The sequence below is a fragment of the Streptomyces sp. NRRL WC-3626 genome (assembly GCF_000718785.1).
Lineage (GTDB): Bacteria > Actinomycetota > Actinomycetes > Streptomycetales > Streptomycetaceae > Streptomyces > Streptomyces edwardsiae.
The window spans coordinates 26275-49700 of the sequence record NZ_JOCA01000019.1; the positions used below are offsets into that span (position 1 = coordinate 26275).

At 69.8% G+C, this 23426-nt stretch carries 25 protein-coding genes, 1 tRNA gene and 1 riboswitch; of the genes, 7 read left to right on the forward strand and 19 right to left on the reverse strand.

Translation table 11 applies throughout. The annotated features are described in order from the left end of the window. Positions 1–86: 86 nt before the first annotated feature. Both IF28_RS0125595 and IF28_RS0125600 read right to left on the reverse strand, forming a co-directional pair. Entirely contained in the window at positions 87–1604 is a 1518-nt protein-coding gene (locus IF28_RS0125595) for an MFS transporter (RefSeq protein WP_030224714.1), read from the reverse strand. A 469-nt stretch (positions 1605–2073) separates the two neighbouring features. Beyond that, the gene (locus IF28_RS0125600; RefSeq protein ID WP_030224716.1) at positions 2074–3438 is read right to left on the reverse strand and encodes a DUF445 domain-containing protein; all 1365 of its coding nucleotides are present in this window, start codon (positions 3436–3438) and stop codon (positions 2074–2076) included. 243 nt (positions 3439–3681) lie between these two features. Between IF28_RS0125600 and IF28_RS0125605 the strand changes: the two genes are divergently transcribed. After that, positions 3682–5061 carry an SGNH/GDSL hydrolase family protein gene (locus tag IF28_RS0125605; protein ID WP_030224719.1) on the forward strand — a complete coding sequence of 460 codons (1380 nt, stop codon included), beginning with the start codon at positions 3682–3684 and terminating at the stop codon, positions 5059–5061. A 109-nt stretch (positions 5062–5170) separates the two neighbouring features. On the opposite strand, the gene IF28_RS0125610 is transcribed toward IF28_RS0125605, so the two are convergent. Genes IF28_RS0125610 through IF28_RS0125625 form a run of 4 tightly spaced genes read right to left on the reverse strand, consistent with a single transcriptional unit; the run spans position 5171 to position 8544 of the window. Beyond that, complete coding sequence (locus IF28_RS0125610; protein WP_037893995.1) at positions 5171–5902, reverse strand: DUF1707 SHOCT-like domain-containing protein; 732 nt, start codon at positions 5900–5902, stop codon at positions 5171–5173. A gap of 43 nt (positions 5903–5945) precedes the next feature. Then, positions 5946–6923, reverse strand: a complete 978-nt coding sequence (locus tag IF28_RS0125615) for an ABC transporter ATP-binding protein (protein ID WP_030224724.1) — start codon at positions 6921–6923, stop codon at positions 5946–5948. Between the two features lie 6 nt (positions 6924–6929). Next, on the reverse strand, positions 6930–7694 hold the full coding sequence (locus tag IF28_RS0125620) for an ABC transporter permease (protein WP_199809041.1): 765 nt from the start codon (positions 7692–7694) through the stop codon (positions 6930–6932). A 49-nt stretch (positions 7695–7743) separates the two neighbouring features. After that, positions 7744–8544 carry an ABC transporter permease gene (locus IF28_RS0125625; RefSeq protein ID WP_037893997.1) on the reverse strand — a complete coding sequence of 267 codons (801 nt, stop codon included), beginning with the start codon at positions 8542–8544 and terminating at the stop codon, positions 7744–7746. A gap of 264 nt (positions 8545–8808) precedes the next feature. Between IF28_RS0125625 and IF28_RS0125630 the strand changes: the two genes are divergently transcribed. Next, positions 8809–11118: a transglycosylase domain-containing protein gene (locus tag IF28_RS0125630; protein WP_030224731.1), complete on the forward strand. Its 2310-nt coding sequence runs from the start codon at positions 8809–8811 to the stop codon at positions 11116–11118. A gap of 15 nt (positions 11119–11133) precedes the next feature. Here the strand turns inward: IF28_RS0125630 and IF28_RS0125635 are convergent, their stop codons facing one another. The 3 genes from IF28_RS0125635 to IF28_RS0125645 all read right to left on the reverse strand — a co-directional run bounded on the left by IF28_RS0125635 (position 11134) and on the right by IF28_RS0125645 (position 12359). Continuing rightward, on the reverse strand, positions 11134–11454 hold the full coding sequence (locus tag IF28_RS0125635) for a DMT family transporter (RefSeq protein ID WP_030224734.1): 321 nt from the start codon (positions 11452–11454) through the stop codon (positions 11134–11136). A gap of 33 nt (positions 11455–11487) precedes the next feature. Then, positions 11488–11549: riboswitch (guanidine-III (ykkC-III) riboswitch) on the reverse strand. A gap of 78 nt (positions 11550–11627) precedes the next feature. Further along, entirely contained in the window at positions 11628–11930 is a 303-nt protein-coding gene (locus IF28_RS0125640; RefSeq protein WP_234325344.1) for a GroES family chaperonin, read from the reverse strand. Between the two features lie 99 nt (positions 11931–12029). Beyond that, positions 12030–12359, reverse strand: coding sequence for a DUF3618 domain-containing protein (locus IF28_RS0125645; protein ID WP_030224737.1), 330 nt, complete (start codon positions 12357–12359; stop codon positions 12030–12032). A gap of 138 nt (positions 12360–12497) precedes the next feature. Here IF28_RS0125645 and bcp point away from each other — a divergent pair, with 138 nt between their 5' ends. Further along, positions 12498–12965 carry a thioredoxin-dependent thiol peroxidase gene (bcp, locus tag IF28_RS0125650; RefSeq protein ID WP_030224740.1) on the forward strand — a complete coding sequence of 156 codons (468 nt, stop codon included), beginning with the start codon at positions 12498–12500 and terminating at the stop codon, positions 12963–12965. 39 nt (positions 12966–13004) lie between these two features. Further along, a tRNA-Leu gene (locus IF28_RS0125655) sits at positions 13005–13088 on the forward strand. A 7-nt stretch (positions 13089–13095) separates the two neighbouring features. Here the strand turns inward: IF28_RS0125655 and rdgB are convergent. The 4 genes from rdgB to IF28_RS0125675 form a co-directional block, all read right to left on the reverse strand. Further along, the gene (gene rdgB / locus IF28_RS0125660; protein ID WP_030224743.1) at positions 13096–13698 is read right to left on the reverse strand and encodes an RdgB/HAM1 family non-canonical purine NTP pyrophosphatase; all 603 of its coding nucleotides are present in this window, start codon (positions 13696–13698) and stop codon (positions 13096–13098) included. 34 nt (positions 13699–13732) lie between these two features. Beyond that, positions 13733–14131, reverse strand: coding sequence for a hypothetical protein (locus IF28_RS0125665; protein WP_030224745.1), 399 nt, complete (start codon positions 14129–14131; stop codon positions 13733–13735). A 143-nt stretch (positions 14132–14274) separates the two neighbouring features. After that, positions 14275–15012, reverse strand: a complete 738-nt coding sequence (gene rph / locus IF28_RS0125670) for a ribonuclease PH (RefSeq protein ID WP_030224750.1) — start codon at positions 15010–15012, stop codon at positions 14275–14277. Positions 15013–15091: 79 nt separating this feature from the next. Further along, positions 15092–15325, reverse strand: coding sequence for a glucose PTS transporter subunit EIIB (locus tag IF28_RS0125675; protein ID WP_030224752.1), 234 nt, complete (start codon positions 15323–15325; stop codon positions 15092–15094). 187 nt (positions 15326–15512) lie between these two features. Between IF28_RS0125675 and IF28_RS0125680 the strand changes: the two genes are divergently transcribed. Further along, positions 15513–16817 (forward strand): PTS transporter subunit EIIC, encoded by a 1305-nt coding sequence (locus IF28_RS0125680; RefSeq protein WP_030224753.1) that lies wholly within the window; start codon positions 15513–15515, stop codon positions 16815–16817. Between the two features lie 210 nt (positions 16818–17027). Beyond that, positions 17028–18278, forward strand: coding sequence for a PTS transporter subunit EIIC (locus IF28_RS0125685; protein ID WP_030224754.1), 1251 nt, complete (start codon positions 17028–17030; stop codon positions 18276–18278). 69 nt (positions 18279–18347) lie between these two features. Here IF28_RS0125685 and IF28_RS0125690 read toward each other — a convergent pair whose 3' ends face one another. Further along, entirely contained in the window at positions 18348–19100 is a 753-nt protein-coding gene (locus IF28_RS0125690) for an MBL fold metallo-hydrolase (protein ID WP_030224755.1), read from the reverse strand. Positions 19101–19301: 201 nt separating this feature from the next. Between IF28_RS0125690 and IF28_RS39510 the strand changes: the two genes are divergently transcribed. Beyond that, positions 19302–19439 (forward strand): hypothetical protein, encoded by a 138-nt coding sequence (locus IF28_RS39510; RefSeq protein ID WP_199809039.1) that lies wholly within the window; start codon positions 19302–19304, stop codon positions 19437–19439. Positions 19440–19508: 69 nt separating this feature from the next. Here the strand turns inward: IF28_RS39510 and IF28_RS0125695 are convergent, their stop codons facing one another. The 5 genes from IF28_RS0125695 to IF28_RS0125715 all read right to left on the reverse strand — a co-directional run bounded on the left by IF28_RS0125695 (position 19509) and on the right by IF28_RS0125715 (position 23020). Further along, positions 19509–20459 carry a PLP-dependent cysteine synthase family protein gene (locus IF28_RS0125695; protein ID WP_030224756.1) on the reverse strand — a complete coding sequence of 317 codons (951 nt, stop codon included), beginning with the start codon at positions 20457–20459 and terminating at the stop codon, positions 19509–19511. A gap of 6 nt (positions 20460–20465) precedes the next feature. Next, positions 20466–20744: a MoaD/ThiS family protein gene (locus tag IF28_RS0125700; protein ID WP_030224758.1), complete on the reverse strand. Its 279-nt coding sequence runs from the start codon at positions 20742–20744 to the stop codon at positions 20466–20468. Between the two features lie 102 nt (positions 20745–20846). Then, positions 20847–20942: a putative leader peptide gene (locus IF28_RS40290; RefSeq protein ID WP_311646246.1), complete on the reverse strand. Its 96-nt coding sequence runs from the start codon at positions 20940–20942 to the stop codon at positions 20847–20849. 99 nt (positions 20943–21041) lie between these two features. After that, positions 21042–21464 carry a Mov34/MPN/PAD-1 family protein gene (locus IF28_RS0125710; protein WP_030224760.1) on the reverse strand — a complete coding sequence of 141 codons (423 nt, stop codon included), beginning with the start codon at positions 21462–21464 and terminating at the stop codon, positions 21042–21044. Between the two features lie 131 nt (positions 21465–21595). Further along, a complete protein-coding gene (locus IF28_RS0125715; protein WP_030224762.1) occupies positions 21596–23020 on the reverse strand; it encodes an amino acid permease in 1425 nt (474 codons plus the stop codon). Positions 23021–23426 lie beyond the last annotated feature (406 nt).

Consider the following 23426-nt stretch of genomic DNA (forward strand, 5'->3'; position numbering starts at 1 on the left):
GCGTCTCCTGTCGGTCGGCCCGGAGCGGGCGGGCGGGCGCGCGTGGTGCGGACGGGCGCGCGCGTGGTGCGGCTGGTTCCACTCTGCTACGTCGTCGCCGGGTTCGAGCCGTCCGGGTCCGCGCCCGTCGTCGTGGCCTTCGGCCCGGACGCCGCCGCGGTGAGCGGCCTGGCGATGTCCTCCAAGGAGCGGCGTTCCGCCTTCACCGCGAGGAACGCGGCCACCAGGCCCGCCGCGCACATCAGACCCGCGCCAATCTGGAAGGCTAGGACGGTGTCACCGACCTTGCCCGTGCCGGTGAGGTCGGCGAAGAGCAGGGGGCCGCTGATGCCGCCTGCTGCGGTGCCGAGGGCGTAGAAGAAGGCGATGGACATCGCGCGGGTCTCCATGGGGAAGACCTCGGAGACCGTGAGGTACGCGCTGCTCGCGCCGGCCGACGCGAAGAACAGGACCGCGCACCAGCAGGCGGTCATGGTGGTGGCGCTGAGCGAGCCGCGGTCGAAGAGCCAGGCCGTGCCGAACAGCAGGAGGCCGGAGAGCAGATACGTGCCGGAGATCATCACCCGGCGGCCGACCGTGTCGAAGAGCTTGCCGAGCAGCAGCGGGCCCAGGAAGTTGCCGACGGCGATCACCGCGAAGTAGTAGCCGGTGTTGCCGGTCGGGACGTCGAAGAACGTGGTCAGGATCGCGCCGAAGCCGAAGGTGATGGCGTTGTAGAGGAACGCCTGGCCGATGAAGAGGGAGAAGCCGAGGACGGAACGCCTGCGGTACTTGGCGAAGACGGTACGGGCGATCTCCGCGAAGGTGACGCTCTTGCGCTGGTGGATCGTCAGCTCGCCCTCCGCGCGGGACAGCGGCCGCCCGTCCCGCTCGGCCTCGACGCGTCGCTCGATGTCGCCGACGATGCGTTCCGCCTCGTCGTCACGGCCGTGGATCAGCAGCCAGCGTGGGCTCTCCGGGACGTGACGGCGTACGAGGAGGATGACCAGGGCGAGTACGGCGCCGAGGGCGAAGGTGAGGCGCCAGCCGACGTTCGCCGGGAAGATCGACGTGTTCAGGGCGAGGATCGAGAGCAGGGAACCGCCGACCGCGCCGAGCCAGAAGCTGCCGTTGATCATCAGGTCGACGCGGCCCCGGTACTGGGCCGGGATCAGCTCGTCGATCGCGGAGTTGATGGCCGCGTACTCGCCGCCGATGCCGAAGCCGGTGAGGAAGCGGAAGAGGAAGAACCACCAGGTGTCGAAGGCGATCGCGGTGAGGGCGGTGGCGCCGAGGTACACCGCGAGGGTGATCATGAAGAGCTTCTTGCGGCCCCAGATGTCGGTCAGGCGGCCCCAGAAGAGGGCGCCCGAGCAGGCGCCGGCCACGTAGAGGGCGGCGGCGATGCCGGTGACCTGGCCGGAGCTGATGGGCAGTCCGCTGCCGGGTTCGGAGAGACGGCCGGCGATGTTGCCGACGACCGTGACCTCGAGGCCGTCGAGGATCCATACGGTGCCGAGGCCGATGACGATGGTCCAGTGCCAGCGGGACCACGGGAGGCGGTCCAGGCGGGCGGGGATGCTGGTGGTGATGGTGCGGCCGGTCTCGGGCTGGGCGGTGGTCATGGGGGTCGTGTGCCCTCGGGCGGGCGTTTTGCACGCCCGCCCGCTTTGTCGTGCCGGGGCGTGGGGGATGGTCGCGCAGTTCCCCGCGCCCCTGGTCGTGACCGTCGTAGGTCGCTGCGGGTGCGTTGTGGTTGATCGCGCAGTTCCCCGCGCCCCTGGGGGGTTGTGGGCGTCGTAGGCCGCTGCGGGTGCGTTGTGGTTGATCGCGCAGTTCCCCGCGCCCCTGGGGGGGGGAGGGGCGCTGCTCGTCGTGGGTGGGTGCGGGTGCGTTGTGGTTGGTCGCGCAGTTCCCCGCGCCCCTGGGGGTTGTGGGCGTCGTCCGGCCGATGGGCGAGGGGCTTGGGGGCCCGGGGCGGGATCGTCCCCTCAGGGGCGCGGGGAACTGCGCGAACAACCCCCGCGTACCCGCACCCACCCTTCTAGGGGCGCGGGGAACTGCGCGAGCAACCCCCCGCGCCCGCGCGGAGCGTTACGCGCCCAGTGTTCTGGATACCGTGTAGATCACGAGGCCGGCGAGGGAGCCGACCACCGTGCCGTTGATGCGGATGAACTGGAGGTCGCGGCCGATGTTGGCCTCGATCTTCTTCGTCGTGTGTTCCGCGTCCCAGCCCGCCACCGTGTCCGTGATCAGGGACGTGATCTCCTTGCGGTAGGTGGTGACCACGTACACCGCCGCGCTCTCCAGCCAGCCGTCCACCTTGCCCTGGAGCTTCGGGTCGAGCGACATGCGCGCGCCGAGCGAGAGCAGCGAGGCACGTACACGCAGGCGGAGTTCGCTGCGCTCGTCCTCCGCCGCCGACACGATCATGGACCGTACGGCCGTCCAGGCGGACGCGATCAGGTCCTGCACCTCGCCCCGGCCGAGGACCTCGCTCTTGAGGCGTTCGACGCGGGCGCGGGTGTCCGTGTCGGACTGGAGGTCGGAGGCGAAGTCGGTGAGGAACCGGTCGAGGGCGCCGCGCGCGGGGTGGGACGGCATGTCGCGCATCTCGGTGACGAAGCGCAGCAGTTCCTTGTAGACGCGCTCGCCGACCTTGCGGTCCACGAACCTGGGCGTCCAGCCGGGCGCGCCGCCGTGGACCGCGTCCATCACCGTGTCGCTGTGCAGCACCAGCCAGTCGTGCGCACGGGTGACGATGACGTCCACGGCCCGCTTGTGGCCGCCGTCCGCGACGATCCGCTCCAGCATTTTGCCCATGCCGGGCGCGATCTCCTGCGCGTCGGCCCGGCGGGTGATGGCCTCCCCGACCACCGCCTGCACATCGGAGTCCCGCAGCACGGTGAGGGCGCCGCGCAGCGCCGCCGAGAGTTCCGCCGTCACCCGGTCGGCGTGTTCCGGGACGGCGAGCCACGCGCCGAGCCGGCTGCCGATGCCGACCGCGCGCAGCCGCTGCCGTACGACGGCCTCGGAGAGGAAGTTCTCGCCGACGAACTCGCCGAGGGAGACGCCCAGCTGGTCCTTCTTGGTGGGGATGATCGCCGTGTGCGGGATCCGCAGCCCCAGCGGGTGACGGAACAGGGCGGTGACGGCGAACCAGTCCGCGAGCGCGCCGACCATGCCCGCCTCGGCCGCGGCGGCGACATAGCCCGCCCACGGGCCTGCGCCCTGGTGCGACGCCCATGTGGTGAGGACGTAGACGACGGCGACGAACAGCAGCAGCCCGGTGGCGGTGAGCTTCATACGGCGCACTCCGCGCCGCTTCTCCTCGTCCGCGGGGCTGAACGTCGCCATCGCGCGGTTCACGAAAGCGCCGGCGGGGGCATGCTGCCCGCCGGCGATCCGGTCGCCGGATTCCGCCGTGCCGGCCGCTTCGGCCTCTTCGGTCCGTTCCATCCACTCCACCCGTTCGGTGATCCCTCACACATTGTCCCTTCCTGACCGACTCCTGGAACGGAACAGGAGTTCCCGGCGTCTGTTCGGAGGGGGTTTGTCCAGGGGGATCCCCTAGGGACTCCCAGGGGGCTCCCCGGGGGCTCCCGTGCGGGTCCCCCCAGACAGTCTTCCCTGCTCATGGATCATCATGGGTTCATCGGATCGGAGCCTCGGGCTCCCCATCGCCCGAGGAGACAGAACAGCATGACCCGGGGTCGTGACGGGGGCGCGGACGCGCCTGACGCCAAGCAGCGCGCGCTGCTCGCCGCGGTCGTCGCCGCGATCGTGGCGGTCGCCGCCGCCATATACGTCGGAGCCGGCGTCGGGGTGGGGTCCGGTGACGGTACGCGGGAGCGCGACGCCCTCGCCGGGGGGCGTGGCGCGCAGAACGGTCCGGCCGCGCCCGTCGCCGGCGGTACCTGGGTCGCCTCCTGGGCGGCCTCCCCGGTCGGGGGCGAGCCCGGCACGGAGACCGGCGGTCTCGCTGGACGCTCGGTGCGCAACGTCGTGCACACCAGCGTCGGCGGTACGAGCGCCCGGGTCACGCTGTCCAACCTGTACGGGCAGGCGCCGCTGACCATCACGCACGCGTCGGTCGCGGTGTCCGCGGGGGCGGGGACGGCGGCGGCGGTCGTGGACAGCGTGCGGCCGCTGGCCTTCGCGGGGAGCGCGGGGGTCGTCGTTCCGGCGGGCGGGGAGGTGGTGAGCGATGCGGTGCGTGTCGCCGTTCCGCGGGACGGGGACGTGCTCATCACGACGTACTCGCCGAGCGCGTCCGGGCCCGTCACCTATCATCCGCATGCCCGTCAGATCTCGTACGTCGCGGACGGCGAGCACACCCGGGACGCGACGGGGGTGCCGTACGGCGGGCAGAGCGTGGTCTGGCGGTATGCGACCGCGCTCGATGTGCTGAGTGCCGAGGCGGAGGGGACCGTCGTCGTCCTCGGGGACTCGCTGACCGACGGGATCAGCTCGACGACCGGGACGAACCGGCGGTGGCCCGATGTGCTGTCCGACCGGCTGCGGGCCGCGATCGGGGACGGGCGGGATGTGCCGCGGTACAGCGTCGTCAACGCCGGGATCAGCGGGAACCAGGTGCTGGCGGACGGGCTGGGGCGTCCCGCGGAGAATCCGAGCGGGGTGAACCGGTTCGAGCGGGATGTGCTGGGGCGGCCGAATGTCAGGGTCGTGGTGGTCGTGCTGGGCATCAACGACATTCTGCGGACGCCGGGGGTGGCTGATCCGGGGCGGATCGTGGACGGGCTGCGGTCGCTGGTCGAGCGGGCCCATGGGCGGGGGGTGAAGGTGGTCGGCGCGACGTTGATGCCGTTCGGGGGGCATCGGGGCTGGAGTGAGGGACGGGAAGGCGTGCGGGAGGTTATTAATGCGGAGGTTCGGGCGGGGCGGGTGTTCGACGCGGTGGTTGATTTCGACCGGGCGGTTCGGGACGGGTACGACCCGCGGCGGTTCCGGGTGGAGTACGACTCCGGGGATCATCTGCATCCGAGCGACCGGGGATTCGCGCGGATGGGTGAGGTCTTCGACCTCGATGTGCTGAGGGGCGGGGCGCCGGCACGGTTGTAGGGGCGGGGTTTTCTCGCCCCCGCCGCCCCTTCCCGTCCCGAACCGGGGGCTCTGCCCCCGGACCCCCGCTCCTCAAACGCCGGAGGGGCTGAAGAGCCCCCAGGAGACCTCAGCCGCGGTCCTCGCGCTCCGGGGAGCCCTCCAGCTCCCGGCGGCGGTCCTCCTTGCGCTCCAGTCGTTCCCTGCGGCGCTCCTCCCGCAGGCGCTGCTTCTCCGCGCGCGGGAGCTTGCGGTCCACGCCCACCCCGCCCCAGAAGGCGAAGCCCGTGACGATCACCCTCGGGGCGCCGGGGTCACCCGGCACGCCCTCCTCGCGGTGGTCGAAGCCGCCCATCACGCCGATGCCGCGCACGATGACCTCGACACCGGGCGGGACGATGACCTCCACCCCGCCCATGATCGCGACCGCGTTGATGACGACCTCGCGGTCCGCGAAGTTCGCCTCCCGCAGATCGATCTCCCCGCCGCCCCAGAAGGCGAGGCAGTTGAAGCGGCGCGGTGCCGTCCAGTGGCCCCTGCGCTGAAAGCCCGACATCACCGCCACCGCCCACGACGACGTGCCGGAGTCGTCGCCGCCGACGATCCGGCTCGCCCAACCGCCGCCGCGCTCCGGCTGTTTGGTGAGCGACACCGCCGGTACGGCCGTCGCGTGGTCCGGCAGGTCGCGGGTGATCGGCGTCAGTTCCCCGTAGGTGCGCGCCTGATACGTCGCGTCCAGCCGCTCCTCGAACTCCTCCATGTCGAGGCGGCCCTCCGCGAGGGCGTCCCGCAGGATCTCGGCGACCCGTTCACGGTCGGCGTCGGAGGCACGAAGGTCCGGGACGGCTGCGTCTTCGGTCATACACAGCAGCCTACGAGTTATCTCCGCCACACGGCTACGAGGGTCACGTGACGGGCCGGCCCGCCCGGTCTTCGTACATTTTCGCGATCACCGCCTCGATGTCCGGTTCCCGTACCGAGAGGTCCACCAGCGGGTACTCCGCCGCGATCCGCGACACCAGTTCCGACGCCGACGCCGACGCCGGGAACGCCAGCCACTGCCGCGCCCCCTCCACCCGTACCACCCGCGCGGGCGGCGGCGCCTCGATCGGCGGGAGTTCCCGCTCCAGGTCCACCACCAGCGTCCGCTCGCTCTCCCCCGCCTCGTGCAGCCCGTCGAGGGCACCGTCGTACACCAGACGGCCGTGGTCGATGACCATCACCCGCGAGCACAACTGCTCGATGTCCTGCAGATCGTGCGTGGTCAGCAGGACCGTGGTGGCCCGCTCGGCGTTCAACTGCCGCAGGAAGTCCCGCACCCTGGTCTTGGAGATGACGTCCAGGCCGATCGTCGGCTCGTCCAGGTACAGCACCTCGGGGTCGTGCAGCAGCGCCGCCGCGATGTCCCCGCGCATCCGCTGACCGAGGGAGAGCTGGCGCACGGGTACGTCCAACAGGTCTCCCAGGTCCAGGAGTTCGGTCAGCCGGGACAGGTTCTCCCGGTAACGGGCGTCCGGGATGCGGTACATGCGGTGCATCAGCTTGTACGAGTCGATCAGCGGCAGGTCCCACCACAGCGTCGTACGCTGCCCGAACACCACCCCGATCCGGTGCGCCAGCCGGGTCCGCTCACGGGACGGGTCGATCCCGGCGACCCGCAGCCGTCCCCCGCTCGGCGTGAGAATCCCGGTCAGCATCTTGATCGTCGTCGACTTCCCGGCACCGTTCGGGCCGATGTAGCCGACCATCTCGCCCCGCGCCACCGTGAAGGAGATCGAGTCGACCGCCCGCACCCGCCGCCGCTCCCGTTTGAGAAAACCGGTCTTCCTGCGGACGTCGAAGACCTTCTCCACGCCGTCGAGTTCGATGAATACGTCGTCCATCTTCCGCTAACTCCCCGTGCTCCGGTACGACCTGAGTCCCGTCCGCCACGCCAGTCCCGCCAGCGCGCAGCAGCCCACCGCCACCAGCGGCGACGCGAAGGACGCCCACCCGGGCAGACCGATCGGGTACGGGCGGTCCAGGATGTGGGCGGCGGGCACCCAGTTGACGAAGGCGAGCGGCAGCATGAAGGTCGCCCCGCGCACCAGATCCTTCCCGAACACCGTCGGCGGATACTGCAGCAGCGTCGTCCCGCCGTACGTGAACGCGTTCTGCACCTCGGCCGCGTCCTGCGCGAAGATCTGGAACGCGGCGCCCGCCACGAACACCGCCGAGAAGATCGCCGCACCGCTGAGCACCATCACCGGCACCAGCAGCACCTTCACCGCCGTCCACTCCACGTCGACGGAGGACAGCGCCCAGCCCAGCACCACCGCGCCCTGGGCGACCCGGCCGAGCCGGCGCAGCGCGAACCGGTCCGCGCCGACCTGCGCCAGCACCGGCACCGGACGCACCAGCAGGACGTCGAACGAGCCGTCCCGCATCCGCGCGCCCAGCACGTCCATCGAGCCGAGCAGCATGTCGGCGATGCCGAACGACGTCACCGACAGCCCGTACAGCATCGCGATCTCCGGCAGCGACCAGCCGCCCAGCGAGTCGACCTGCGTGAACATCAGCAGGATCCCCACGAAGTCCAGGCCCGTCATCAGCAGGTTCCCGAACACCGTGAACACGAACGACGTGCGGTACGTCATCCCGGAGCGCACCCACATCCCCGCGATCAGCCCGTACGCCCGCAGCCCCTCCACGAACACAGCGCGCTCACCCACCCTGCACCACCACCCTGCGCGTCGCCACCGACTGCAGCAGCCGGCCCGCCGCCAGCAGCGCCACCGCCCACGCCGCCTGGAACGCGAACGCCGCCGACGGATCCGTCTCCCCCATCAGCACATCCGCCGGAACCTGGATCTGCGCCGCCCACGGCAGCACCCGCACCACCTCGCCGAGCGTGCCCGGGAAGACGTTCAGCGGCAGCACCATGCCCGAGAAGAAGACCCCCGTGATCATCAGCACCTGGCCGATGCCCATGCCGTCCATCAGCCAGAACACACACAGGGCCGCCAGATAGCGGATCGCGAAACTCACCACCGCCGCCAGCACCAGCGTCACCGCGAACGCCAGCCACGCGGCGGCCTCCGTGGGCAGCGCCATCGTGAAGAACAGCGAACCGAACAGGAACGGCACCAACCCGCGCCCCAGCAACTGGAACGCCGCCCGCCCCACATCACCCGCCAGCCACCACAGCTGCAGATCCACCGGCCGGTACAGATCCACGGCGACCTCACCGGTGCGGATGCGCTCCATCAGCTCCTTCTCCGCACCCCCGCCCTGGATCGCCAGCGTCGCGTACAGACACTGCCCCAGCCACACGTACGTCACCGCCTGCGCCTGGTCGTAGCCGCCCAGACCCGGCCGCTCGTCCCACAGCGCCAGATACGTGTACACGAGGATCAGCCCGAACACCGTATTGGTGAACACCCCCGCCGCCGTCGCCGCCCGATACGACGCGTACCGCCTGAAACCCCCCACCGCGACGGACAGATACAACCGCGCCGAGCCCACGCCCCACCCTCCTCCCGCAATCGGCACCAAAGCGCAGGAGCCTAAACCGCCCGCCACACCCCCTGCCACGCATTTTCGACGGCGGCCCTCCCCCGCGAGGTGCGGCCATGCGCGTGACAAGCCGGGTGCGCGCTCCACGCGCGGCGTCACCGGGCACGCCCCGCCGGATGGGACAGTCTTGAATAAGAGGCACACAACACGGCGTAGCCGCACACACTACGGCGCAGTGGAACGAACAAGGCGAAACAGGAGTCCGTGCACGACATGAGCGACGAGCCGCAGCCGCAGCAGCCGGAGAAGGGCTGGGCGCCGAGAGACCCCCGGGCGGCCGGCGCCCCCAAGAAGCCCGGACGCACCGGCTGGCGCCGGTTCGTCCCCACCTGGCGCATGACCCTCGGCGGGCTCCTCATCACCGCCACCGTCGTCGTCGGCGGCTTCTTCCTCGGCTACCACCTCGTACGGATCCCCGCCGCCAACGCCCTCGCCACCCAGCAGGCCAACGTCTACCTCTACGCCGACGGCACCGTCATCGCCCGCGACGGCGAGGTCAACCGGGAGAACGTCACCCTCTCCCAGATCTCCGAGGACGCCCAGCACGCCGTCCTCGCCGCCGAGGACCGGGACTTCTACACCGAGTCCGCCATCGACCCCCAGGCCATGGTCCGCGCCGCCTGGAACACCGCCACCGGCAAAGGCCGCCAGTCCGGCTCCACCATCACCCAGCAGTACGTGAAGAACTACTACCTCCGCCAGGAGCAGACCGTCACCCGCAAGGTGAAGGAGTTCTTCATCTCCATCAAGCTCGACCGCGAACAGACCAAGGACCAGATCCTCGAGGGCTACCTCAACACCAGCTTCTTCGGCCGCGGCGCCTACGGCATCCAGTCCGCCGCCCACGCCTACTACGGCATCGACGCCGCCGAGCTCGACGCCGGCCGCGCCGCCTACCTCGCCGCCCTCGTCAACGCCCCCAGCCAGTACGACGTCATCACCCACCCCGAGAACCGCGACACCGTCGAACACCGCTGGAACTACGTCCTCGACGGCATGGTCGACGAAGGCTGGCTCGGCGCCGCCGAACGCGCCGGCATGAAGTTCCCGATGCCGGAGAAGACCACCGTCTCCACCAGCCTCTCCGGCCAGCGCGGTTACATCGTCAACATCGTCAAGAACCACCTCGTCCAGAACGACATCGTCGACGAGGCCGCCCTCGGCACCGGCGGCTACCGCATCACCACCACCCTGCAGAAGGACAAGCAGGACGCCTTCGTCGACGCCGTCAACGACAACCTCATGGACCGCCTCGACCAGAAGAACCGCAAGGCCGACACCTACGTCCGGGCCGGCGGCGCCTCCGTCGACGTCAAGACCGGCAAGGTCGTCGCCATGTACAACGGCATCGACTACGTCAAGCAGTACACCCCCAACGCCACCCGCCGGGACTTCCAGGTCGGCTCCAGCTTCAAGCCGTTCGTCTTCACCGCCGCCGTCGAGAACGGCTCCCGCACCCAGGACGGCCGCCCCATCACCCCCAACGCCATCTACGACGGCAACAGCGAACGCCCCGTCCAGGGCTGGCCCGGCGCCCGCTACGCCCCCGAGAACGAGGACCACCGCGACTACGGCGACATCACCGTCCGCGAGGCCACCGACAAGTCCGTCAACGCCGTCTACGCGCAGATGGCCACCGACGTCGGCCCCGACCGCGTCCGCGAGACCGCCGTCGCCCTGGGCCTGTCCGAGGACACCCCCAGCCTCGACGACGCCGGGCCCTCCATCGCCCTCGGTGTCGCGACCGCCAGCGTCCTCGACATGGCCGAGGCCTACGCCACCCTCGCCAACCACGGCAAACACGGCGACTACACCATGATCGAGAAGATCACCCAGAACGGCCGGAACGTCGAACTGCCCGAACGGCACACCCGCCAGGCCGTCACCCGCCAGGCCGCCGACACCACCACCTCCGTGCTGCGCGGCGTCGTCGAGAACGGCACCGCCACCGCCGCCCAGACCGCCGGCCGCCCCGCCGCCGGCAAGACCGGCACCGCCGAGGAGGACACCGCCGCCTGGTTCGCCGGCTACACCCCCGACCTCGCCACCGTCGTCGCCGTCATGGGCCAGGACCCGGTCACCGCCGGCCACAAACCCCTCTACGGCGTCATGGGCCTCCCCAGGATCAACGGCGGCGGCGCCCCGGCCGAGATCTGGGGCCAGTACACCCGCGAAGCCCTCGACGGCGTACCGGTCACGCCCTTCAGCCTGCGGCTCCAGCCCGGCGCCTACAAGACCCAGCCGCCGCCGAGCGACTCCAGCAACAGCCCGTCCTTCTCCGGCGAACCCGACGACAGCGACAGCGGGGCGCCGGACGGGAGGGACACGGGGACGGAGACGGGGACGGGGACGGACGAGGAGTCCGCCGACGGCCAGGACGAGCCGGAGTCACCCCGGCGGCAGACCGACGGCAGCGCGGCGCCCACCGACGACACCGGCGAGAGCGACGCCAACGGAGACGAGAACCCCGTCTCCGACGGCCTCACCGGCGCACTCACCCAGGGCACCCGCTGGGACGAGTGACCCGGCCCTCCGCTCTCAGTGCCCGGACGTCGCCTTCAGCCCCACCACCGCCACCAGCAGCAGACAGATGAAGAAGATCCGCGCCGCCGTCACCGGCTCACCCAGCACCCACATGCCCAGCACCGCGGCCCCGGCCGCGCCGATGCCCACCCACACGCCGTACGCCGTACCGATCGGCAGCGTACGAGCCGCGTACGACAGCAGCAGCATGCTCGCCACGATGCCCGCGCCGGTCAGCACACTCGGGACCAGACGGGTGAAACCGTCGGTGTACTTCATCCCCACCGACCAGCCGACCTCCAGCAGACCGGCGATCACAAGCAGAACCCACGCCATGACAGGCACCTCCGGGACACGAACGGAAACGGGGGTGCGTCGTCTTTGCCTTCACCCCGGTACGGCGCGTCTCGTCGGGGCCCTCACGGGTCCCCCCAGCCTAGGCCCCGCCCCGGCCCGGACACACGAAAAGGGCTGGTGACCATGGTCACCAGCCCTTCCCGGCCATTGAACTACAGGTACAAACCCGTCGAATCCTCGGAACCCTCGAAACGGTCCGCGGCCACCGCGTGCAGATCGCGCTCCCGCATCAGCACATACGCCGTGCCCCGCACCTCGACCTCCGCCCGGTCCTCCGGGTCGTACAGCACCCGGTCGCCCGGCTCCACGGTCCGGACGTTCTGCCCCACCGCGACCACCTCGGCCCAGGCCAGCCGGCGGCCCACCGCCGCCGTCGCGGGAATCAGGATGCCGCCCCCCGAACGCCGCTCGCCCTCACCCGCGTCCTGCCGCACGAGTACGCGATCGTGCAGCATCCGGATGGGGAGCTTGTCGTCCTGGGAACCGTGCTCGAGTCTCTTGGCGCTCACGTCCTGAAACCTACCTGCCTCCGCGCCGGCCGCACGCCGCCGGGGTCAACGCCTGCGCCGACGGGTCCCCAGGGCCAGCAGCCCCACGGCACCCACCACCAGCACCGCCACCGGAACGACCCGCTCCAGCCGCGGCGCGCCCTCCGGGTCCACGAACCGTGCCTTCACATCGCTCACCACACCGTTGACACGGACGTACGCCCGGCCCAGCGTGTGATCCACGTTCGACACCACGCGGGCCTTGGCATCCCCCACGATCGTCTTGGGATGCACCCGCACACCGATCTCGTCCAGGGTCTCGGCCAGCACCGCACGGCGGCGCCTGATGTCCGCCTCGATCTGCGCCGGGGTTCTGGTGTCCGCCGTGTCCGCCACCGTGCCGCCTCCGATATCCGCTGATACCTGTGTGTACCTGTGCCGGACAGTCTGTCAGCTTCACACCGCCACGCACGGTCAGGACCCCCGGTTACCCTCGATCCCGGCACCCGATCCACGCACGAGGAGACCCGACCGATGAGTGAACGCCTCCAGCCCGGGGACGAGGCCCCCGCCTTCACCCTGCCCGACGCCGACGGCAACGAGGTGTCCCTGGCCGACCACAAGGGCCGCAAGGTCATCGTCTACTTCTACCCGGCCGCCCTCACTCCCGGCTGCACCAAGCAGGCCTGCGACTTCACGGACAACCTCGACCTGCTGGCCGGCGCCGGCTACGACGTCATCGGCATCTCCCCCGACAAGCCGGAGAAGCTCGCCAAGTTCCGCGAGGCGGAGTCCCTGAAGGTCACCCTCCTCGCCGACCCGGAGAAGACGGTCCTGGACGCCTACGCCGCCTACGGCGAGAAAAAGAACTACGGCAAGACCTACCTGGGCGTCATCCGCTCCACGATCGTGGTGGACGAGCAGGGCAAGGTCGAGCACGCCCTCTACAACGTCCGGGCGACGGGCCACGTGGCCAAGATCATCAAGGATCTGGGGATCTGACCCCGCTGCCCGGCCGCTAGCATGGCCGGGCAGCATCACGCGGCCGTGGTGGAACTGGCAGTCACGCTGGGTTTAGGTCCCAGTGGGGTAACTCCCGTGAGGGTTCGAGTCCCTCCGGCCGCACCGGTGTTCAGCCCAGCAGATCCCGTACCGCCGGGACCAGGGCGCGGAACGCCTTGCCCCGGTGGCTGATCGCGTTCTTCTCGGCGGCCGTCAGTTCCGCGCACGTCCTCGTTTCGCCCTCCGGCTGGAGGATCGGGTCGTAGCCGAAGCCTCCCGTGCCGGAGGGGGTGTGGCGGAGGGTGCCCTTCAGGTGGCCTTCGACCACTCGTTCCGTGCCGTCGGGCAGGGCCAGGGCCGCCGCGCAGGCGAAGTGGGCCGCCCGGTGCGGGGGCTCGATGTCCGCGAGCTGGGCCAGGAGCAGGTCCAGGTTCGCCTTGTCGTCGCCGTGGGTGCCGGACCAGCGGGCGGAGAAGATGCCGGGGGCGCCGTTCAGGACGTCGACGCAGAGGCCGGAGTCGTCGGCGACCGCGGGGAGGCCGGTCGCCCGGGCCAGGGCGTGGGCCTTGAGCAGGGCGTTCTCGGCGAAGGTGACGCCGGTTTCCCTGACGTCGGGGATGTCGGGGTAGGCGTCGGCGCCGACGAGTTCGTGGGGCAGGCCCGCGTCCGTGAGGATCGACCGGAGTTCGGTGATCTTTCCGGTGTTGCGGGTGGCGAGGATGAGGCGGGTCATGGGCCCAAGTATCCCTGGGCCCATGCTCGGGTCCTTACGGCGTACAGACCTTGGTGAGTTCGCCGGCCGCGTCGGTGACGGGGCTGATGTCGGGGGTCTCGTCGCCGTTCTGGATGGAGGTGCGGACGTTCCCGACGGCCGTCTGGAGGTCGTCGACGGCCTTGCCGACGTCGGCGTTGTCGGTCTTGTCGCCGATCTCGCCGAGGTTCTTGTCTATGGAGTCGAGGGATTCCTCGAGTTGGGTCAGGTCGTCGCCGGCGTTCTCGACGGCCTGCTGCATGTCGGTGACGCTGTCGGCGATGGCGTCGGCGGTCTGGACGCAGTCCAGTGCCTTGTCGACGGCGGCGCAGCCGGTGGTGAGTCCGGCGGTCAGCGCGACGGCCGCCAGGGTGGCGGCGACGGCTGCGGTGCGGCGTCGGCGGCTCGCGGCCATGGATGGGTCCCTCCCCTTTGTAGGGCCGGTGGGGCCCTGGTCGTCGGCCGGGCGCCCGGGGTCGATCCGTGCGCCCGTACCCCTTGAGACGCGGCGGTGGCCGGCGCGGTTGCCCGCGTCGGCCACGCGCCTTGGTGTGTCTTTTACCTTTCGAGGACCGTTTCAAGCGCGGCGCGCTGGACCGCGGTGAGTTCGGCGCAGCCGGTGACGGCGAGGTCGAGGAGGGCGTTCAGTTCGTCGCGGGCGAAGGGTTCGGCCTCGGCGGTGCCCTGGACTTCGACGAAGCGGCCGTCGCCGGTGCAGACGACGTTCATGTCGGTGTCGGCCTTGACGTCCTCCTCGTAGCGGAGGTCGAGGAGGGGGACCCCGGCGACGATGCCGACGGACACGGCGCTGACCGTGCCGGTGAGGGGCTGGCGGCCGGCGCGGATGAGCTTCTTGCCCTGGGCCCAGTGAATGGCGTCGGCGAGGGCGACGTAGGAGCCGGTGATGGCGGCGGTGCGGGTGCCGCCGTCGGCCTGGAGGACGTCGCAGTCGAGGACGACGGTGTTCTCGCCGAGGGCCTTGTAGTCGATGACGGCGCGCAGGGAGCGGCCGATGAGGCGGCTGATCTCGTGGGTGCGGCCGCCGATGCGGCCGCGGACCGATTCGCGGTCGCCGCGGGTGTTGGTGGCGCGGGGCAGCATCGCGTACTCGGCGGTGACCCAGCCCTCGCCGCTGCCCTTGCGCCAGCGGGGGACGCCTTCGGTGACGGAGGCGGTGCAGAGGACCTTGGTGTCGCCGAAGGAGACGAGGACGGAGCCTTCGGCGTGCTTGCTCCAGCCGCGTTCGATGGTGACCGGGCGGAGTTGTTCGGGGGTGCGGCCGTCGATTCGAGACATGGCGCCGAGCCTAGCCGTACAGGGGTGGGGGCCCCTTCCGGATGCGTGGACGGGGCCCCGAAGGTGTAAGCGGGGGTGCTTACATCATGTCTTCGATCTCGGCCGCGACGGGGTCGGCGTCGGTGCCGATGACGACCTGGATGGCGCTGCCCATCTTGACGACGCCGTGGGCGCCGGCGGCCTTGAGGGCGGCTTCGTCGACCTTGGCGGGGTCCACGACTTCGGTGCGGAGGCGGGTGATGCAGCCTTCGACCTCTTCGATGTTGTCGATGCCGCCGAGCCCGGCAACGATCTTCTCAGCCTTGGTGGCCATGTTCGTTCTCCCTGATCCGAACCGCTTTGTCGCAGTAACCCACAGTTGGCCCATCTTTGCGAGCGGTCCCGTCGTGGGTGCCGAATGATGGCGTCACGACAGCGGTACCGTCCTGCCTCACTGGTCTACACCACCGGGTGGACTGCCGCCAAACCCGTCGTCACCGCCGCGGATCGAGGGGGCCCTGATGAGTGCCGAGAGTTCCGGCGCCGGGAGTGCGGTCTCTCCCGCGCGGGAGGGCTGGAACCGTTTGTTCCAGGGTTTGCAGAAGATGGGCCGGAGTCTGCAGTTGCCGATCGCGGTGCTGCCGGCCGCGGGCATTCTGAACCGGCTGGGGCAGCCGGACGTGTTCGGGGACGAGGGTCTGGGCTGGACGGACGTCTCCAAGGTGATGGTGGGTGCGGGCGGGGCGCTGCTGGACGGTTCGCTGGGGCTGCCGCTGCTGTTCTGTGTGGGTGTGGCCATCGGGATGGCGAAGAAGTCGGACGGATCCACGGCGCTCGCGGCGGTGGCCGGGTTCCTCGTCTACTACAACGTGCTGCGCCAGTTCCCGGAGGACTGTCCCGGGGGCTCGAAGGCGGTGCCGATGGTGGGCTGCCAGGTGTCGGACGGGACGGTCACGGCGTTCACGTTCCAGAATCCGGGGGTTTTCGGCGGCATCGTGATCGGTTTGATGGCGGCGTACTTCTGGCAGCGGTTCCACCGTACGCGGCTGGTGGACTGGCTCGGCTTCTTCAACGGGCGGCGGCTGGTGCCGATCATCATGGCGTTCGCGGCGATCGTGTTCGCCGCGTTGTGTCTGTGGGTGTGGCCGCCGATCGGTGACGCGCTGGAGAGTTTCAGCGACTGGATGGACGGGCTGGACGCGTGGGGCGCCGGTGTGTTCGGTCTGGCGAACCGGGCGTTGCTGGTGGTGGGGCTGCATCAGTTCCTGAACGTGCCCATCTGGTTCCAGTTCGGCTCGTACACGCGGCCGGACGGCACGGTGGTGCACGGGGACATCAACATGTTCCTGGCGGGTGATCCGGACGCGGGGCAGTTCACCTCGGGGTTCTTCCCGATCATGATGTTCGCGCTGCCGGCGGCGGCGCTGGCGATCACGCACTGTGCGAAGCCGCACCGGCGCAAGGAGGTCGGCGGGCTGATGCTGTCGGTGGCGCTGACGTCGTTCGTCACGGGGATCACGGAGCCGATCGAGTACTCGTTCCTGTTCGTCGCCCCCTTGCTGTACGTGGCGCACGCGGTGCTGACGGGTGTGTCGATGGCGGTGACGTGGGGGTTGGGGGTGCACGACGGGTTCAGTTTCTCGGCGGGGCTGATCGACTACGTCATCAACTGGAACCTGGCGACCCGGCCGTGGGCGATCATCCCGATCGGGCTGTGCTTCGCGGCGGTGTACTACGCGATCTTCCGGTTCGCGATCACGCGGTTCGATCTGCGGACTCCGGGGCGGGAGCCGGAGGAGGAGGTCGAGGACGCGGCGAAGGGGTGATCTCGTAGGCTGGAGGCGGCTTGTGGAGCCCTCGGACCTGGTGGTCCGGGGGCTTTTCGGTGCGCCTTCGCGCGGGTTCCGTTTCACCGGTGCGGCGGACACCGTGTGTAGCCCGGCGGTAGCAGGAATCGTGGGTTCCTTATGCGGCCTTCATCGTGCTACAACAGGTCTACACCACTAGTGGTGTAGACCACCACCGATGGAGGAAGTATGAGCACCGCCACCGCCTCGGCGGCCCCCGCGAAGAAGCGGGGATCCGGCCTGTTCCAGGGCCTGCAGAAGGTCGGCCGCAGCCTTCAGCTCCCGATCGCCGTCCTGCCGGCGGCGGGCATCCTGCTCCGGCTCGGTCAGCCGGACGTGTTCGGCGCCGAAGGCTTCGGCTGGGACAAGGTCGCGGCCGTGTTCGCCACCGCCGGCGGTGCGATCTTCGACAACCTGCCGATGCTCTTCTGCATCGGTGTCGCGATCGGCTTCGCCAAGAAGGCCGACGGCTCCACCGCCCTCGCCGCCCTCGTCGGCTTCCTGGTCTACAGCAACGTCCTGAAGGCGTTCCCGGTCACCGAGGCCAAGGTGCAGGACGGCGCGGACATAGCCGCGACGTACAACAACCCGGGTGTCCTCGGCGGCATCCTGATGGGTCTGCTGGCGGCGGTGCTGTGGCAGCGGTACCACCGCAAGCAGCTGGTGGACTGGCTGGGCTTCTTCAACGGCCGCCGGCTCGTGCCGATCATCATGGCCTTCGTCGGCACCCTCATGGGCGTCTTCTTCGGTCTGGTCTGGGAGCCGATCGGTGAGGTCATCTCCGACGCCGGTGAGTGGATCACCGGTCTGGGCGCCGCGGGTGCCGGTCTGTTCGGTCTGATCAACCGCGCGCTGATCCCGATCGGCATGCACCAGTTCGTGAACACCGTCTCCTGGTTCCAGATCGGTGACTTCACCAACGCGGCGGGCGAGGTCGTCCACGGTGACCTGAACCGCTTCTTCGCCGGTGACCCGGACGCCGGTCTGTTCATGTCGGGCTTCTTCCCGATCATGATGTTCGGTCTCCCCGCCGCCGCCATCGCCATCGCGCACGCCGCCCGTCCCGAGCGCCGCAAGGCCGTGATGGGCATGATGGTCTCGCTCGCGCTGACGTCCTTCGTGACCGGTGTGACCGAGCCGATCGAGTTCTCGTTCATGTTCATCGCCCCGCTGCTGTACGTGATCCACGCGGTGCTCACCGCGGCGGCCATGGCGATCACCTGGGCGTTCGGTGTCCACGCGGGCTTCACCTTCTCCGCGGGCGCGATCGACTACGGGCTCAACTGGAACCTGGCGACCAAGCCATGGCTGATCATCCCGATCGGTCTGGTGTTCGCGGCGATCTACTACGTGGTCTTCCGCTTCGCGATCACCAAGTTCAACCTGCCGACTCCGGGCCGTGAGCCGGAGGAGGAACTCGAGGACGCCACCAAGGCGTGAGCGGTCCCCGTACGAACGGGAGGGCCCCGGAACCGAACTCGGTTCCGGGGCCCTCCCCTTTGCAGCTGCTCAGATCACGTACGTCGCTCCCGGCGCGGCCAGGCCCACCGAGCCTGCGTACACCTCGCGGGCGTCGGTGAGGTTGATCTGCGGGTCGGTCCACGGGGGGATGTGGGTGAGGATCAGGCGGCGGGCGCCCGCGCGGGCCGCCGTCTCACCCGCCTCGCGGCCGTTGAGGTGCAGGTCGGGGATGTTCTCCTTGCCGTGCGTGAACGCGGCCTCGCACAGGAAGAGGTCGGCGTCGCGGGCGAGGTCGTCGAGCGCGGGGCTCACTCCGGTGTCGCCGGAGTACGTCAGCGTCCTCCCGCCGTGTTCGATACGGATGCCGTACGCCTCGACCGGGTGCGCGACGCGCTCGGTGTGGACGAGGAACGGGCCGATCTCGAACGTGGAGGGCTTGACGGTGTGGAAGTCGAAGACCTCGCTCATGGAGGAGGCCGTGGGCGTGTCGGCGTAGGCGGTGGTCAGCCGGTGCTCGGTGCCCTCGGGGCCGTAGACCGGCAGGGGGGCGCAGCGGCCGCCTTCGTGCCGGTAGTAACGCGCCACGAAGTAGGCGCACATGTCGATGCAGTGGTCGGCGTGCAGATGGCTGAGGAAGATCGCGTCGAGGTCGTAGAGACCGCAGTGGCGCTGCAGCTCGCCGAGGGCGCCGTTGCCCATGTCGAGGAGCAGCCGGAAGCCGTCGGCCTCGACGAGGTAGCTCGAGCAGGCCGATTCCGCGGACGGGAACGACCCCGAGCAGCCGACGACGGTGAGCTTCATGAAGCAGAAACCTCCGCTGCGGGTGTGGGAAGACGGGGGTCGTGCGGTTCGTCGAGCGTAAGGCGCAAAACCTGTGGTCGCTCCTCCGCCAGGGGCTGTTGTGGGCGAACTCACCTGTGCTGTCACCGGTTCGGCTGGATGGGGCGCATGCCGGGGCGGGAAGGGGCGCGCGGTGGTGGTGTGCGCCGGTACGGTCGGGGCATGGACACGGCCTGGTGGCTCGCGCTCGCCGCGGTGGTACTGCTCGGGTTCGTCACGGCGCTCGTCGACGGGTGGGGCCGGGGGCACCGGCCCCGGCGACGGCGTGGGCCGAGGAGAGGTGACGGCGAGCGGGAGTGATCCCGCGCGGGGCATGCGAAAGGGGCCGGAGTCGGGCTCCGGCCCCTGGGCCCCGGTTCACACGTGGCGTCACGCCCAGAGCTGGCCCTGGAGGGTGTCGATGGCCTTTTCGGTGGTGGCGGCGGTGTAGACGCCGGTCGAGAGGTACTTCCAGCCGCCGTCGGCGACGACGAAGACGACGTCGGCGCTCTCTCCCGCCTTGACCGCCTTGTTGGCGACGCCGATCGCCGCGTGCAGGGCGGCGCCGGTGGAGACGCCGGCGAAGATGCCCTCCTGCTGGAGGAGTTCGCGGGTGCGGGTGACGGCGTCGGCGGAGCCGACGGAGAAGCGGGTGGTGAGGACGGAGGCGTCGTACAGCTCGGGGACGAAGCCCTCGTCGAGGTTGCGCAGGCCGTAGACGAGGTCGTCGTAGCGCGGTTCGGCGGCGACGATCCTGACGTCGGGCTTGTTCTCGCGCAGGTAGCGGCCGACGCCCATGAGGGTGCCGGTGGTGCCGAGTCCGGCCACGAAGTGGGTGATGGACGGCAGGTCGGCGAGGATCTCGGGGCCGGTGGTCGCGTAGTGGGCACCGGCGTTGTGGGGGTTGCCGTACTGGTAGAGCATCACCCAGTCGGGGTGCTCGGCGGAGAGTTCCTTGGCGACGCGTACGGCGGTGTTGGAGCCGCCCGCGGCCGGGGAGGAGATGATCTCGGCGCCCCACATGCCGAGCAGGTCCCGGCGCTCCTGCGAGGTGTTCTCGGGCATCACGCAGACCATGCGGTAGCCCTTGAGCCTGGCGGCCATGGCCAGGGAGATGCCGGTGTTGCCGCTGGTGGGCTCGAGGATGGTGCAGCCCGGGGTGAGGCGGCCGTCCTTCTCCGCCTGTTCGATCATGAAGAGGGCGGGGCGGTCCTTGATGGAGCCGGTGGGGTTGCGGTCCTCCAGCTTCGCCCAGATCCGGACGTCGGCGGACGGCGACAGCCGCGGCAGGCGCACCAGAGGGGTGTTGCCCACCGCGGCCAGCGGGGAGTCGTAACGCATCGGGTATCAGGCCATGCCGCCGGCGACCGCCGGCAGGATCGTGACGCTGTCGCCGTCGGTCAGCTTGGTGTTGATGCCGTCGAGGAAGCGGACGTCCTCGTCGTTGAGGTAGACGTTGACGAAGCGGCGCAGCTGCTCGCCGTCCACGATGCGGGCGTGGATGCCCGTGTGCCGGGTCTCGAGGTCGGTGAAGAGCTCGGCGAGGGTGTTCCCGGTGCCGTCCACCGCTTTCTGACCGTCGGTGTACTGGCGGAGGATGGTCGGGATGCGGACCTCGATGGCCATGGCTGAGGGCTCCTGTCGGAAGTGTCTGTCGTGGGTACGTAAGGGCGCGCGGGGGCGCGCGGCAGTCCGCCGCGGCTCACGGCCCACGGCGGCAGCGGAAGATCAACAGATGGCGCTGTTCAGCCTGCACAGGTCGACGTGCAGCCGCGCCACGAGCAGCGTGCCCGGCGTCGTTTCGCTCACGTCATGGAGAACCATGGGGTCATCGTATCGATTCCCGGACGGGTTCCCGGAGTGTGATCTCACGCTTCGGACACCTTTCTTCCGCGATACGAGATCGGGGGTCGGTCGGCCGGTTCAGTACGCCTCTACGATCTTGACCTCCTCCTCGGTGATCTCGCCCTCGAGGATGCGGAACGAGCGGAACTGGAACTCTCCGGCGCCGTCGGTGTCGGCGGTGGAGACCAGGACGTAGTGGGCGCCGGGCTCGTTGGCATAGGTGACGTCGGTGCGGGAGGGGTAGGCCTCGGTGGCGGTGTGGGAGTGGTAGATGACCACGGGCTCCTCGTCCCGGTCGTCCATCTCCCGGTACAGCTTCAGCAGGTCCTGGGAGTCGAACTCGTAGAAGGTGGGCGAGCGCGCCGCGTTCAGCATGGGGATGAAGCGCTCGGGGCGGCCGGCGCCCACCGGGCCCGCCACCACGCCGCACGCCTCGTCGGGGTGGTCCTCGCGGGCGTGGGCGACGATCCGGTCGTACAGGTCCTGGGTGATGGTCAGCATGGGGCCCAGGATAGGCAACGGGCCGCTCCGTACCGAGGGGTGGTACGGAACGGCCCGTATGCCGGACGCCTGAGCGGTGGGCGCAGGGGGTGCCACGAGTACTCCCTGCGTCCCGGCGTCCCGGGTGGTGGTCAGCCCACCTTCTCGAAGTCGCCTTCGTCGCGGCGGGTGACCTGCGGATTGCGGGACTTCAGGACGGCCCAGCCGACCCCGAGGGCCGCGGCCCAGCCGGCCATCACGTAGAGGCAGATCCTGGCATCCTCGTCGATCACGATCAGGCCCAGGACGAAGACCAGGAACGCGATGGCGATGTAGGAGCAGACGGAGCCGCCGGGTGCCGGGAAGGACGATGCGGGCAGCCGGCCCGCGACGACCTTGCGGCGGTAGAGGACGTGGCTGATCAGGATCATCAGCCAGGTCCAGATACCGGCCGCGGTGGCGATGGAGGTGACGTAGCCGAAGGCCTTCTCGGGGACGATGTAGTTCAGGACGACGCCGACGCCCATGAAGACCACGGAGGTGGTGATGCCGAGCGCCGGGGTCTTGGTGGAGGACAGCCGCCGGAAGATCTGCGGGGCCTCCCCGTTGTCGGCGAGGTTGCGCAGCATGCGGCCGGTGGAGTACATGCCGGAGTTGCAGGACGACAGGGCCGCGGTGAGGACGACGAAGTTGACGATGCCGGCGCCGGCCGGGATGCCGATGACCGCGAACGCCTTCACGAAGGGGCTGGCGTCGGCGGAGAACTCGGTCCACTTGACGACGCACAGGATGACGGTGAGGGCGCCGACGTAGAAGAGGGCGATGCGCCAGGGCAGGGTGTTGATCGCCTTGGGCAGGGTCTTCTCGGGGTTCTCGGACTCGCCCGCCGTGACGCCGACGAGTTCGACGGCGAGGTAGGCGAACATGACGCCCTGCAGCGTCATCAGGGACGAGCCGATGCCCTTGGGGAAGAAGCCGTCGAAGGCCCAGAGGTTGGAGACGGCGGCGGTGTCACCGGCCTGGCTGAAGCCGAGGGTGAGGACGCCGAGGCCGATCACGATCATGCCGATGATGGCGGTGACCTTGACCATCGAGAACCAGAACTCGATCTCGCCGAACAGCTTCACCGAGATCAGGTTGGCGGCGAACAGGATGACCAGGAAGACCAGGGCCGATGTCCACTGCGGGATGGCCGGGAACCAGTAGTTGATGTAGATGGCGGCGGCGGTCAGCTCGGCCATGCCGGTGACCACCCACATCAGCCAGTACGTCCAGCCGGTGAAGTAGCCGAAGAACGGGCCGAGGAACTCGCGCGAGTACTCGGCGAACGAGCCCGAGACGGGACGGTAGAGCAGCAGCTCGCCGAGGGCCCGCATGATGAAGAAGATGATGACGCCGGCGAGGGCGTACATGACGATCAGGCTGGGGCCCGCCTTGGCGATGTTCGCGCCGGCTCCCAGGAAGAGGCCGACGCCGATGGCGCCGCCGATCGCGATCATCTGGACCTGACGGCTGTTGAGGCCGCGCTCGTACCCCTCTTCGGGTACGGACTCCGTGTCGACCTGCGGTGAGGCCATGTGTGATGCGCCTTTCTCCATGCCGACCCGGGCCGCTGTCGGCCCCGGATCGGGTCTCGATCCCCCCGGACTGATGGAGCTGGGCGGGCTCTGGGAGTCCGCCCGTGCCTGGCTGGCGGTCGCCGGCTCGGTGGCGCACCCGGCGGAACATTCGGGTGGTGTTCGCCGGGCGGTCGTGAAGATTTATCACGGCCGCAATACTGATCACAGGGTCGCTCTGTGGCGTGCTTCACAGGAAGAAGCGGACAAAAGACACCTGAAGAGCCCATAGATGGCGGGCTCTTTGACGGATTCGTTATCCGGATTTGAGTGTCCTCTGAGCGAACACGTCAGCGCACTTTTCCGGACATCCCGCGCCGACTCACGGCATGGTGGTCACCCGGACGGGGTCAGGGGGTGTCCGGCA